The following is a 13,692-nucleotide window of genomic DNA, read 5'->3' as shown; positions in this document are numbered from 1 at the left end:
AACGTCCCAACAACGATCGCTTGGAGGCAGACACGATAAATCGCTGTCTCTACAGCAAATCTATTCGTTAATTATTTCTTGACACACTAGGCGATCGCAACTTAAACCCACTAAGCGTTTACACCTTATTTACCCTGACTTGGTGGAATTTTGCCCTCATTCTGAGCTTGTTTAATCGCTCGTTTCACAATTAACACCGCCATTTGAGACAAAGAACGCTCTTCTGCATCAGCTAACAATTGCAGGGCCTCTTTGTCTTCTTCTTCCATATAAATAGTTACAGTTACTTTTGCCATGTCATCATCATAAGCAATTTTAATTACTTTTATGTTAAACGCATTAAAACACACTAATTAACACAAAAACACCTTATTTTAGCGTATAATTACTTATAAGTCAAAAGCCAGCCATCAACTTTCTCAGGGCGGATGCTGGCTTTTGGCCCCCATATCACAGGAGACATATACAATGTTAAAGCCTGTTAGCTACAAAACAGATGAACACAGAGCTTATCAACAAGCTTTAGATGATTTCGGCATTATAGAATTACTAGCAAAGCTCAACAACTACTCTGACGCAGACTTTGATAGCACTTGGATGCAACTTCAGCCGCAAGAAATAGAAAGTCTAGCTGCGATTCTGATTTCACAGTTAACTCACAGCATCAATGGTAAATTGATTGCCGCTTATCTCAATCTCATCCGCCACAATCACCAAGATATAGCCCCAGGCTTGATTACCCTCAAATACCCAGACGCATCTATTCAGCTTCCCGCCAACTTTCCCGACGTAACGAAGACACCCAGATTTTTATATGGCGATCGCTTGCGTTGGCTCTCTACTGAAAGTGATACTGACTGGGGTATTGTCATAGGTCGATTTTATAGCTTTGCTTGCGATCGCTGCTGCTGGAGTTGGTGCTACCTAATTTGGTTGAGCAAAGATTGCCCTAGTGCTGCTTGGACATCTGCCGATATTGCTTGGGAAGAAGATTTAGAACCAATCAGCGAGGAGACACATTGATGAATCCTCATCCACTCAAGCAGCGAGAGCAAGATTTGATGCAATTCTATAGTTATTGTCAATTGGGAATGACTCCCAAGCAGTTTTACACCAAGTGGCAGGTGAACCACGAAGAAATTGCTCAGATTTGCGATCGTTCCCTTTCCACCGTTCGACGCTGGTTTGCTAGAGGTAAAAACTACCGCCGTCCAATGCCAGCCGATTTACGCCACCTGGCGCTGATGAACTTTTTGCTGGAACACTTTGAGGAGATTCCCGAAGAACTGTTACAGAAGCTGTGTTTTCTAGATGAAAGTGAGTAGAAACTGCATCTAATTTCAATATCAATTTGATATTTCTTGCCAGCCACCGTCACAGTAGGCTGGCTTTTGTCTTGGAAGTTACAGATTTTACCACGAGAATTCGATGACCTACCTTGAAAAGCTCAGTCCTTGGTGTATAGTCCGGCTTAAACCTAATATGCAGAACCAGATTGTAGCTCGTTTTCGTCGCCGCAGTGATGCAGAAGCTCATCTACAAGTTTTACGCCGACTCATCCCCAACGTGAGTTTTACACTAATTTTCAATGTGCTGTTAGAGCAACAAGATTTGAATAGTGTAAAGTAAGTTGCGATGCCTGCGGCGGGCTACGCCAACGCATTTTACTGTTACCTGACATTCTCACACAGACGGAAACTTGCTCTGCCACATCCTTAATCGCCGAAATAACAAATATGATCGCAAAAATAACAAATGCGAACGCCGAAATAACAATTGCGATCGCAAAATCAGTATATTGTCTGTTCACAAGTAAAAAACACTCATCCACGAGGTTCTTTCATTGTCAGAAACACATCATTTGTGATGAAATTGTACGTTTTTCTGGAATTTAGGGCGTTGGTGTTGAGTTTATCTCATCATAAAATTACTTCTCACGCCCTTACCCATGAAAGAACAGCGTCAGCAAGCTTATCTCAACCTTATTCGCAGCCTGTTAGATTCCCCCAGTGGTGAAGAACCAGAAATTTTAGCAGCAAACCAAGAATTACTTGATGCTGGCTTTGTGCAGACGCTAGAAGAAGTATCACAGATGTGTTCCCAACGCGGGGATGAGAATACAGCGAATTGGTTGCAAAGTTTGGCAATGCAACTAGGAGAAGCGTTGAATCTAGATAATGAACTAGATTTGCAATCTCTCAGTGAGGAGGAGATACAGAGATATTACCAATTATTGATGGAGGTACTACAAGCAACCGCCGACAGTAGTGGTAATTCCCAGGTAGTTTACCCCTTGCTGGCAGAGAATACAGACAAGCTTGACGGAGTGTTAGCAGAAATATTGCGCCGTTGGGGGACAAATACACTGGGGGAAGCAAAAGCAGATGAGGCGGAATACCTAGCAGCAGTTATTGATGAATTTAGCAATCTAATTCAGCAATTCCCCTTGGGTCGCAAAGCCATCAATATAGAAATTGCCATTACTGGCTATGAAGTCGCGTTAACTGTCTACACCAGGGAAGCTTTGCCTCAACAATGGGCAACAACGCAAAATAATCTCGCAATTGCCTACAGCGATAGAATTAAAGGAGACAAGGCAGAGAATATCGAAAATGCCATCGCTGCTTATACTGCTGCTTTAACTGTCAGAACCAGAGAAGCTTTGCCTGAAGATTGGGCAGCAACGCAAAATAATCTCGCAGATGCCTACAGGGAGAGAATCAAAGGAGACAAGGCAGAGAATATCGAAAATGCCATCGCTGCTTCTACTGCTGCTTTAACTGTCAGAACCAGGGAAGCTTTGCCTCAACAATGGGCAGCAACGCAAAATAATCTCGCAATTGCCTACAGCGATAGAATTAAAGGAGACAAGGCAGAGAATATCGAAAATGCGATTGCTGCTTCTACTGCTGCTTTAACTGTCTACACCAGGGAAGCTTTGCCTCAATATTGGGCAACAACGCAAAATAATCTCGCTGCTGCCTACAGCGATAGAATCAAAGGAGACAGGGCAGAAAATATCGAAAATGCGATTGCTGCTTCTACTGCTGCTTTAACTGTCTTCACCAGAGAAGCTTTGCCTCAACAATGGGCAACAACGCAAAATAATCTCGGAGCTGCCTACAGCGATAGAATCAAAGGAGACAGGGCAGAGAATATCGAAAATGCGATCGCATCTTCTACTGCTGCTTTAACTGTCTTCACCAGAGAAGCTTTGCCTCAACAATGGGCAACAACGCAAAATATTCTCGCAAATGCCTACAGCGATAGAATCAAAGGAGACAGGGCAGAGAATATCGAAAATGCGATTGCTGCTTCTACTGCTGCTTTAACTGTCTTCACCAGAGAAGCTTTGCCTCAACAATGGGCAATGACACAAAATATTCTCGGAGCTGCCTACAGGGATAGAATCAAAGGAGACAGGGCAGAGAACATCGAAAATGCGATTGCTGCTTCTACTGCTGCTTTAACTGTCTTCACCAGAGAAGCTTTGCCTCAACAATGGGCAACAACGCAAAATGAACTCGCTGGTGCTTACTGGTATAGAATTAAAGGAGACAAGGCAGAGAATATCGAAAAAGCGATTGCTGCTTCTACTGCTGCTTTAACTGTCAGAACCAGAGAAGCTTTGCCTAAAGATTGGGCAGTAACTCAAAATATTCTCGGAGCTGCCTACAAGGATAGAATCAAAGGAGACAGGGCAGAGAACATCGAAAATGCGATTGCTGCTTTCACTGCTGCTTTAACTGTCAGAACCAGAGAAGCTTTGCCTCAAGATTGGGCAGCAACGCAAAATAATCTCGGACTTGCCTACGAGGATAGAATCAAAGGAGACAGGGCAGAGAACATCGAAAATGCGATTGCTGCTTTCACTGCTGCTTTAACTGTCAGAACCAGAGAATCTTTGCCTCAAGATTGGGCAATGACGCAAAATAATCTCGGAATTGCCTACAGGGGTAGAATCAAAGGAGACAGGGCAGAGAACATCGAAAATGCGATTGCGGCTTATACTGCTGCTTTAACTGTCAGAACCAGAGAAGCTTTACCTCAAAATTGGGCAAGGACGCAAAATAATCTCACTGGTGCTTACAGGGAGAGAATTAAAGGAGACAACGCAGATAACATCGAACAGGCGATCGCTGCTTCTACTGGTGCTTTAACTGTCTTCAGTAGAGAAGCTTTGCCTCAAGATTGGGCAGGTACGCAAAATGAACTCGCTGGTGCTTACGGGTATAGAATCAAAGGAGATAAGGCAGAGAATATCGAAAAAGCGATTGCGGCTTATACTGCTGCTTTAACTGTCTACACCAAAGAAGCTTTGCCTCAATTTTGGGCAATGACGCAAAATAATCTCGCTGGTGTGTACATCCAGAGAATTAAAGGAGACAGGGCAAATAACATTGAAAAAGCGATCGCGGCTTGTACTGCTGCTTTAACTGTCTACACTAGAGAAGCTTTGCCTCAAAATTGTACAGAAACTTTGTGGATACTGGGGATTGCTTACCAAAACACAAACCAGTTTCCCAAAGCTTACAATAATTTTGAGTCTGCTATTGCCACTATAGAATCTTTACGAGAAGAAATAGTATCTGGAGAAGAAAGCAAACGCAAACAAGCGGAACAGTTTAACAAAGTTTATCGCAGCATGGTAGAAGTTTGCTTGGAATTAGGTAATATCACGGCAGCGATTGAATATGTTGAGCGTAGCAAAACCCGCAATTTAGTTGAACAAATCCTCGAACGCGACTCTAAAAACATTTTCTCTCCAGAAGTATTCACTCAATTAGAAAAATACAGAGATGAAATAGCCGTAGGACAATATCAAATCCAAAATGGCAAAGCTGAAAATCCAAAAGTCCTTGCCCAACATCTCCAACAGTTGCGAAACCAGCGTAATGAATTGCAAAACCAATACTTACCTATTGGTTATGGTTTCAAATTTGGCTCATTCCAACCTTCTTTGGATGAGCTTACAGCCATTATCGAGTGGTATATTCTCAATGATAAAATTCTGGCGTTTATTGTCACAAAAAAGGGAGAGGTAACAGTTTGGCAATCCCAACCAGAAGATAGAAAAGCTTTGACTGATTGGATAATTCAATATTTGCAGAATTACTACGAGCAAAAAGACCAATGGCTGAATAACTTAGGGGAAGAACTTAAACAATTAGCCTCAATTCTGCACATTGATGAAATATTAAACCAGATACCGACGCACTGCGATCAACTCATCCTCATTCCCCATTTGTTCTTGCATTTATTCCCTCTTCATGCAATTCCAGTAAATCAAAATTCTGAAAATTCGCGCTGTCTTCTAGATTTATTTGCTGGTGGTGTGAGTTATGCACCCAGTTGTCAACTACTGCAACAGGTGCAACAGCGCAAACGTCCTGATTTTCAATCCCTGTTTGCAATTCAAAACCCCACAGGTGATTTAAACTATACAGATTTAGAAGTAGAAGTTATTCAAAGTTACTTTAATACTTCCAACGTCCTGAAAAAAACAGACGCGACACTGACAGCAATTAATCAATCTAATTTAAATAATTACCACTGCGCCCACTTTAGCTGTCATGGCGAATTTAACTTAACAAACGCCAGTAAATCAGCCCTAATTTTGGCGAATGCACCCGTCGCAGACACACCAGCAAAACCCGACTCCGAACGTTACCTGAATTTGCGAATAGGGGAAACCGTCGAGTTAGAAAAATGCCTTACCCTAGATAAAATCTTCGCTCTCAAATTAGAAAAATGTCGCCTCGTCACCCTTTCCGCTTGCGAAACTGGATTAATTGATTTTGACAATGCCAGCGATGAATACATTGGTTTACCTAGCGGTTTTCTATTAGCAGGTAGCCCTAGTGTCGTTAGTTCCCTATGGAAAGTAGATGACCTTTCCAGCAGCTTTTTGATGATTAAATTCTACGAAAACTTATTCAAACTCGGTCGATTGGAAGCAGGAGATATTGCTATAGCCCTTAAGCAAGCTCAAAACTGGCTGCGAAATCTGACTATTGAGGGATTAGACATATTTCTGGAGGAACACAAAACCCAGATTGAAAAAGTCCTTGCTCAACTAAGAGTAGGACAACGCATCATATTTCAAGAATCTTTGAAACTAATCAAGCAACATCAACCCCTACCTTTTGCAAATCCATACTACTGGGCTGGATTTACAGCTTCTGGACTTTAATCACCAGGTTCCGATACTTTACAAAACTTTTTCGCACCCAGTTTAAAAACACAAATACTTAGTGCAGTCGCAGTACCTAGAGGAATGCCTGCACTAACAGCCAATGGTTCTACAATTGGAGCAATTAATCCAGATTCCAAAAATTGTCTAACTTCCTCCTGACAGAGGAATTGGCGGCTTCTTTCGAGCAAATCATTTAACGATTTATCTGCTTGCTGTGCAGTCTCACGCATAACAAGCAGTGGAACTGCATCGTCTAAATAGCCTTCACACTCTTCTATAGTATCCAAAGCTGCTAAAGCCCCTGGACTATCCGCCAACTGGCTGCGAAACTGAGTAATTTCCTCTGGTGTAACAGTAATCATCTAGTTTTAACCAGTCAATAAATACACAAAAACCTTGAGTAATTATACATCTAATGCCGAATCTAGAGATGTGGTGCTGACACGATATCAATAGTAGAAGTAATTTTGGAGTGCGATGTCTACGACGGGCTACGCCTACGCCCATTTTCAACAACCAGAAAAATTCACCTAGATACTTGGTTAATTAACACATTTTTCTGGTGCTTCTATAACTTTAATTCCAGACTAAAATTCCCGAACAATATCTTGCCCAATTCCTTAAAATCTGACCCAAACAACTGGAATATACTAATCTTCGCCTTCTCGCACACAGGAATAATCAACTTCACCAAATGATAAGGTTGACTTTGATTTGTTGTTGAGGCTATCCTCAACGATTCTATGATTCCTCCTAAATCTCCCAATAACTTCACATCCTTTCCAATTGCTTGTTCAAACACTAACAAAATCAATTGTAATTTTCGGGTTAACTCGATCGGGATGGGTTTATAACCTAATTGGGGAGTAAGTGCAATTAATTCGCTAATTCCTTGAATATTAACTCGATATTTCTCTATTTCCTCTTCGCCTTTAATTTCCTGTCCTAACCACCCGTAACAACGAGAGCAAAATCCCGCAGGCGAAAGCCTAGCCATCACAGGTAAACGGGAACCACAATGAAGACATTCTTCTATTAATAGCTGTTTGTGAATCAAACAAAGTTCCACATCCTTAAATGACCATGATAATGGTTCATAGATAGTTTTGTTTTCCTGCATCCACTCTTCCCAACAACAAGGACACCAAGCGCGATAGTTCCGAAATAACCCCTTGTCATAAATCATTCCTTTCCAGCTTAAAAGGGTCAAAAAGCGTAAATCCTGACGCATTGTTAACTCTTCTAAGACAGTAACTAACTTTCCTGTCATTTCTCGCATTCCGTTGATAATCGGTTTAGCGTCGCTATTTCCCAATAGGTGACTCAGATTTTTTGACAATAGCTCAGATTTATCCTCATCTTTAAGAATAAGTGGCGCAATTTCTCCCATAACGAGCTTCTGAGAGGTTAAACAATGCGCCTGCGCTAAACGATGGAGATAGCTACTAAAACTTTCTGCATGGGGAGTTCCCACTGCCACAGGTTCAAGAGAAAATAACCGACTCCGTTGCGGAATTTCTGGAGGTTTTAGGTTCCAATTTTCTGAGTAAATAGTCATCCCTCTGGGATTAACCTAAAGGCTAGTATTTTAGTTTTAACAGCCAAATTTCAGGAATTAGTTTCCGATTCACTCTTAACCTCGATACCGTAATTAACAAAGAGATCGGAGACAGATATCTCCAAAGCTGCGGCTAACTTAACAATATTTTTTAACGAAGGGTTACGCTCTCCGGTTTCGATTCCTGAGATATAGTTGCGATGAAGTCCTGACTTTTCAGCCAGTTCTTCTTGGGATAAATCTAACTCTCGCCTTCGCCGCCTAATCGCTTTGCCAAAGCGGTACTCAATACTGGAGTGTTTCTGCGTCACCAAACAATACTGAACCAGTATCGCCATTAAATCCATCTACTATAAGTGGATTTTTGCACAATATAAGTGTTATAAAGTTAATTAGTATAGCATCAGGCAAGCAAGTTCCTAACTTTATGGTCTTATTTTGATAGATTCATAAAATAAAGCGCTTTGCGCTTACTAAGGAGTATATGAAAGAGCAATTTGAACAATGGGTTGCTCGCCTTCAAATATCCGAGGCAGGGCAAAAAATTATTGAGAAAGTTCGCTCATCTGAGCCATCCCGCCGCGTTGGTGGCGGTAGCAAGAATGTTTCGGGACGCTACCCTAGCCGCAAGATGGGAGTCACGATTCAATTTGAGTCTCATCGGGTTGAACTGCCAATTATCTATCAGTTAGAACACGATCAAGATGTTCTAGAATTCTACGATCAACCACCACAAATTAAACTTGACTATCAAGCAAGTAATGGACGTAGATTAGGCGTTTTACACACCCCAGATTTCTTTGTCATCCGAACCAATTCGGCTGGTTGGGAAGAATGTAAAACTGAGCATGATTTGAAAAAACTAGCAGAGAAAAACCCCAATCGTTACTTTTACTCTCAAGAAGATAATCAATGGCATTGTCCGCCAGGAGAAGACTATGCTAACCAGTTTGGGCTTTATTACCGCATTCGCTCAGATCGGGAAATCAAGTGGGTTCTGCAACGTAATCTGCAATTTTTAGAAGATTATTATCGCTCAGAATCTCTAGTAGTGGAAGAAGCGATCGCTCAATCACTACTTGCAGTTGTGTCATCTCAACCAGGAATCACTTTAGCAGAATTACTCAATGGGTCAACAGGAGCTAAATCTGACGATATCTACACCTTAATTGTTCAAGAGCGAATCTATTTTGATTTAAATGCTACACCACTTGCGGAACCAGAAAGATGTCTAATCTTCCGTGACGAACAAACTGCTAGTGCCTATAGGTTAATGGTTGAGCAGCCAAGTGTAAATCTTCCGGCTATCTCTCCTGTAATCAATATTGTTACTGGAACGCCTGTTAGTTGGGACGGCAAAGGTTTAAATATCATCCATGTAGGAGAAACAGAGGTTATACTTGGCGCAGAAAATAATCAGTTAATTGAACTCAAAAAAGCTATATTTGAGAATCTGGTTCGCCAAGGAAAAATCACAAGTCTCCAAGCACCAGATAAAACAGCTATTAGCACAGAATCTTGGCAGCAATTTTATCAAGCTAGTCCAGAAGACCAAGCAGAAGCTCTTGAACGCTACAGAAGTATCGAACCTTATTTAAACGGACATCCCCCAGAAAACGAAACAGTACCAGCCCGTACCATTCGTCACTGGAAAGCTAAATATCTAACTGCACTTCAAAAATACGGTTGCGGCTACATTGGGCTTTTGTCCCATCGCAGTGTCAAAGGTAATCGTCAGCGCAAGCTGCCCGAAGACACCTTAAAAGAGATGGAGAAGTTTATTTTAGAAGACTATGAAACTCTTAAGCAAAAAAGAATGTTGGAGGTTTACGGGGCTTTAGTTCGAGCTTGCGAACAATCTAGTGTAATTGCTCCGAGCTATAAAGCATTTACCAAAGAAGTAAAACGCCGCACTGGTTACGAACAGACTAAAAAACGCCAAGGTCATCGTGCCGCCTATCAGCATGAATCCTTCTATTGGGAGCTTACTACAACTACCCCAAGACACGGCGATCGCCCTTTTGAAATTGGACATATAGATCATACTCAGTTAGATGTAGAGCTAGTTTGCTCTGATACAGGTCGCAATCTTGGCAGACCTTGGGCAACATTTCTCGTAGATGCTTATTCACGGCGATTGCTGGCAGTTTACCTAACGTTTGACTCACCCTCATATCGTTCTTGCTTAATGGTGCTAAGAATTTGTGTCAAGCGTCACGGCAGGCTTCCCCAAGTTGTAGTGGTAGATAACGGTGCAGAGTTTCACAGCGTTTATTTTGAAACACTACTAGCTACTTTTGAATGTACAAAAAAGCAAAGACCCCCAGCCAAAGCTCGTTTTGGTTCGGTTTGCGAACGCCTATTTGGAACTTCCAATACTCAATTTGTCCATAACTTACTTGGTAATACACAAATAACTCGTAATGTCCGCCAAGTGACCAAGTCAGTTAACCCTAAAAATCTAGCTGTATGGACACTTGGTTTACTTTATGAATATCTTTGTGCTTGGGCTTACGAAGTTTATGATACAGACGAACATCCGGCACTTTTCCAGAGTCCGAGGGATGCGTTTGCTGCGGGTATGGCGATTGGAGGCAGTCGGGTTCACCGCATGATTTCTTACGATGAAAACTTTCAGATTCTTACCCTACCTACAACATCAGAGGGAAAAGCAAAAGTTCAAGTTGGACGTGGTGTAAAAATTAACTCAATCTACTACTGGTCTAATAGTTTCCGCGATCCCCAAATTGAAAATACCTCTGTTCAGATAAGATATGACCCGTTTAATATTGGTATCGCTTACGCCTTTGTTCGAGGACAGTGGGTACAGTGTGTCTCTCAATATTATGCAGAACTCCAAGGCCGTTCAGAAAAAGAACTGAAGTTAGCTAGTATCGAGTTACGCAAACGCTCTTCAAATCATACACAACAATCTAAAGTTTCGGCTAAGAATTTAGCAGAATTTTTAGCGTCGGTAGAAGCTCAAGAAGCTCTATTAGAACAGCGTTCCTATGATGCAGAAGTTAAGGAAGTCTTCAGAGTAATTGAGGGCACAAAAGCGGCAACAAGCCGTAACGAACAACCAAAACTTATTCAAGTTACTTTTGGCAATACCGATTCTCAAGCGGATGAAGATGAAGCGATCGTCCCAGAAATACTTGTAGTTTATGAGGAGTTTTAATTATGACAAGACTTAATGGATTTCCTCTTGAACTCCTCACACGACCTACTACAGAAAGGCTTGCCTACTTTAAGCAATACACTGTAGCGCATCCTCGACTTAAAGAAGTCTATGAAATTCTCATGCGAACAATTGCCGAACCCGCAGGAGCATCATTTATCTTTGTCTATGGCCCTAGCGGTATCGGTAAAACAACTTTGTGGCAAAGAGTTGAGCAAAAATTAAAGGAACTAGCATTACCTAAACTGGAAAGCGATCGCGCTCGTGTTCCTGTTGTTGGTATTGAAGCTCTAGCCCCAGAATCGAGATACTTCAACTGGAAAGAATACTACACACGCGCCTTAATTACCTTGGAAGAACCATTAATCGATCACAAGTTTGATTATGGTGTGCGTGGTATCTCTCGCAATGATTTTGGCAAAATTAATGTTGAGTCTAAAGTAGTTGCACCTGCTCTACGCAGAGCTTTAGAAAATGCTCTCATCCATCGTCATCCAGACGTATTTTTTGTAGATGAAGCACAACATTTTGGGAAGGTGGCAAGCGGATACAAGCTACAAGATCAATTAGACTGTCTCAAATCTTTAGCAAATATGACAGGCATCTTGCACTGTCTATTAGGAACATACGAACTACTTACATTCCGTAATTTGAGCGGTCAACTCTCACGTCGTAGTGTTGATATTCATTTCCGCCGTTATTGTGCTGATAGTCCAGAAGATGTACAGGCTTTTAAGAGTGTGTTGTTAACTTTTCAACAGCATATACCACTAGCAGAAACTCCAAATTTAGTTGATCATTGGGAATATTTTTACGAACGTACTTTAGGATGTGTTGGCACACTGAAAGATTGGCTGATACGCGTTCTTAATGATGCTTTGGATCGACAAGCAACAACAATCACTCTCAAAAATTTACAAAAACGTGCTTTGTCGGTTGCTCAGTGTCAGAAAATGTTCAAGGAAATTCAAGAGGGTGAACGACAATTATCTGAAACAGAAGCAGATGTGCAAAACTTACGCTCTGCATTAGGACTTGGCGCAAAACCAATTGTGCTACCCGAAGAAACCCCAAAAACTACTCGTCCGCCAGGAAAGGTTGGCAAACGCAAACCTAAAAGAGATCCCATCGGAGTGCAGCAAGATGTTATCTAGTGTATTAGAAACATACGAATCTTGGGATTTTAAAAAGCCATTAATTCCACAACGTAGTCGCCTCTATCAACCTCAACCTGTAGGTCTTGGGACTCCTTACATAGAGAGTTTAACAGGTTATATTGCACGGATAGCAGAGTTGCATGGAGTTCTTCCAGGGGTCTTGATGACTAGAGAAATTGCTCCGCTTGTCAATAAACTATATTTCCAAAATGGAGCTAATCGAGGTTTTCGTGAAATATTCAATCGTAGTCAAGCGTTAAATGGCATGGGAGAGATGGCAGCAGATTTAGTTCAAGTGTTACAAAAATTGACGCTTAGAGATGACTTGCGTTTTTTAACCATGCTGTTTTGGTCTAACATTTTGACTCCACGCAATTTATTTCGCACCAACAAAGCTTGGTGTCCAATTTGTTATCAAGAGCGGCATCAAAATGGGCAGGTAGTTTATGAGCAATTGCTTTGGACAATCAACCTAATTACAATTTGCCCTCAGCATCAAAAACCCTTGGTTGATCTTTGCCCTCACTGCAATCATAAATCACCTTTATTAAACTGGCACTCAAGACCTGGTTACTGCTCAAAGTGTGGAGAGTGGTTAGGCGCAAATCAATGCCTTAATACATTTACAGATGGTGAAGCATCAATAAAATTACAGTTGGAGTGTCAGTCTTGGGCTGCTAATGTTGTAGGAGAGCTAATTTCATCTGCTCAATGCTTTGAATCTGCCCCATCAAAAGAAAACATTACAAAATCGTTAAATTTAGTTATTGATAAAGTTGCACAAAATAATGCGGCTGCATTTTCTCGTATTATTGGAGTGCCAAAAAACAGTTTGTGGATGTGGCAGTCTACTAACACCTTGCCAGAACTAAATATCCTTCTGAAGATTTGTTACGAATTAGAAATATCTTTGGTAGAATTTCTTACTCCAGAAAATCTGATTACTAAATCTTTTACAAAAATCTCGCAGAAGTACCTCCAGCTTCCTCGCACACTAAGGGTATCTCCAAAAGTTTTCGACCAGCATAAGGTAAGAGATGCTTTATTAGCAATACTTGCAGGTAATGAAGAACCACCACCAACAATGGAAGAAGTTGCAAAGCGTTTAGGTCATCACAATAGAACTATTTCTAGACACTTTCCAGATTTGTGTAGTGCTATTTCTGCTAAATGTCGTAATTACAATAAAGCTTGCCGTCTCAAAAGCATAGAAAAACTTTGCAGCGAAGTTAGAGAGATTGTCCTTAGCCTTAATGCTCAGGGTGTGTATCCCACAGAAGGTCGCGTTTGTGAATTAATGCCAAATCCGGGGTGTTTTAGATATAAACAAGTCCGCGCTGCTTTTAATGATGCACGACGTGAGTTTGGTTTGTAAGCTGTTATATGTAAAACTATGACAGCTTATATAACTGGAACCATAACCTTGCCACCCTTTATTGGAAGCATAAGCTTGCCGTTGCGGCAAAGTTATGGGTAAAGTCACAAAAAAACCGCCAAATTGACGGCTTTCTAAATATGGGCAGTACCAGACTCGAACTGATGACATCCTGCTTGTAAGGCAGGCGCTCTACCAACTGAGCTAACCGCCCGTTTGACTAAT

Annotated in this window: 11 protein-coding genes and 1 tRNA gene; 7 read left to right on the top strand and 5 right to left on the bottom strand. The window is 41.4% G+C overall.

Going from position 1 to position 13,692, the window contains the following annotated elements; genetic code table 11:
• Positions 1–125: 125 nt before the first annotated feature.
• Positions 126–296, bottom strand: a complete 171-nt coding sequence (locus NSTC731_RS09335) for a ribbon-helix-helix domain-containing protein (RefSeq protein ID WP_445630561.1) — start codon at positions 294–296, stop codon at positions 126–128.
• Positions 297–468: 172 nt separating this feature from the next.
• Between NSTC731_RS09335 and NSTC731_RS09330 the strand changes: the two genes are divergently transcribed.
• The 4 genes from NSTC731_RS09330 to NSTC731_RS09315 all read left to right on the top strand — a co-directional run bounded on the left by NSTC731_RS09330 (position 469) and on the right by NSTC731_RS09315 (position 6,193).
• The gene (locus NSTC731_RS09330) at positions 469–1,023 is read left to right on the top strand and encodes a hypothetical protein (RefSeq protein ID WP_445630560.1); all 555 of its coding nucleotides are present in this window, start codon (positions 469–471) and stop codon (positions 1,021–1,023) included.
• Complete coding sequence (locus NSTC731_RS09325) at positions 1,023–1,325, top strand: helix-turn-helix domain-containing protein (protein ID WP_445630559.1); 303 nt, start codon at positions 1,023–1,025, stop codon at positions 1,323–1,325. Before NSTC731_RS09330 ends, NSTC731_RS09325 begins: the two co-directional genes overlap by 1 nt.
• 103 nt (positions 1,326–1,428) lie before the next feature.
• Positions 1,429–1,629, top strand: a complete 201-nt coding sequence (locus NSTC731_RS09320; RefSeq protein WP_445630558.1) for a hypothetical protein — start codon at positions 1,429–1,431, stop codon at positions 1,627–1,629.
• Between the two features lie 319 nt (positions 1,630–1,948).
• Complete coding sequence (locus NSTC731_RS09315; protein WP_445630557.1) at positions 1,949–6,193, top strand: CHAT domain-containing protein; 4,245 nt, start codon at positions 1,949–1,951, stop codon at positions 6,191–6,193.
• Here the strand turns inward: NSTC731_RS09315 and NSTC731_RS09310 are convergent.
• The 3 genes from NSTC731_RS09310 to NSTC731_RS09300 all read right to left on the bottom strand — a co-directional run bounded on the left by NSTC731_RS09310 (position 6,190) and on the right by NSTC731_RS09300 (position 8,092).
• The gene (locus tag NSTC731_RS09310) at positions 6,190–6,558 is read right to left on the bottom strand and encodes a hypothetical protein (protein ID WP_445630556.1); all 369 of its coding nucleotides are present in this window, start codon (positions 6,556–6,558) and stop codon (positions 6,190–6,192) included. The genes NSTC731_RS09315 and NSTC731_RS09310 overlap by 4 nt on opposite strands.
• A gap of 206 nt (positions 6,559–6,764) precedes the next feature.
• Positions 6,765–7,754: a TniQ family protein gene (locus NSTC731_RS09305; protein ID WP_445630555.1), complete on the bottom strand. Its 990-nt coding sequence runs from the start codon at positions 7,752–7,754 to the stop codon at positions 6,765–6,767.
• 50 nt (positions 7,755–7,804) lie between these two features.
• Positions 7,805–8,092, bottom strand: a complete 288-nt coding sequence (locus NSTC731_RS09300) for a helix-turn-helix domain-containing protein (RefSeq protein WP_445630554.1) — start codon at positions 8,090–8,092, stop codon at positions 7,805–7,807.
• 146 nt (positions 8,093–8,238) lie between these two features.
• Between NSTC731_RS09300 and NSTC731_RS09295 the strand changes: the two genes are divergently transcribed.
• From NSTC731_RS09295 to NSTC731_RS09285, 3 genes are read left to right on the top strand one after another with little or no spacing between them, the layout of a single operon-like run.
• A complete protein-coding gene (locus tag NSTC731_RS09295) occupies positions 8,239–10,935 on the top strand; it encodes a TnsA endonuclease N-terminal domain-containing protein (protein WP_445630553.1) in 2,697 nt (898 codons plus the stop codon).
• Between the two features lie 2 nt (positions 10,936–10,937).
• Positions 10,938–12,089, top strand: a complete 1,152-nt coding sequence (locus tag NSTC731_RS09290) for an ATP-binding protein (protein ID WP_445630552.1) — start codon at positions 10,938–10,940, stop codon at positions 12,087–12,089.
• Positions 12,079–13,467 (top strand): TniQ family protein, encoded by a 1,389-nt coding sequence (locus tag NSTC731_RS09285; RefSeq protein WP_445630551.1) that lies wholly within the window; start codon positions 12,079–12,081, stop codon positions 13,465–13,467. Before NSTC731_RS09290 ends, NSTC731_RS09285 begins: the two co-directional genes overlap by 11 nt.
• Before the next feature lie 141 nt (positions 13,468–13,608).
• On the opposite strand, the gene NSTC731_RS09280 is transcribed toward NSTC731_RS09285, so the two are convergent.
• A tRNA-Val gene (locus tag NSTC731_RS09280) sits at positions 13,609–13,681 on the bottom strand.
• Positions 13,682–13,692: the final 11 nt, after the last annotated feature.

Source organism: Nostoc sp. DSM 114167, assembly GCF_052692655.1.
The sequence above is the reverse complement of the archived record's forward strand: the minus strand, read 5'-3'. Positions and strand labels throughout refer to the sequence as shown.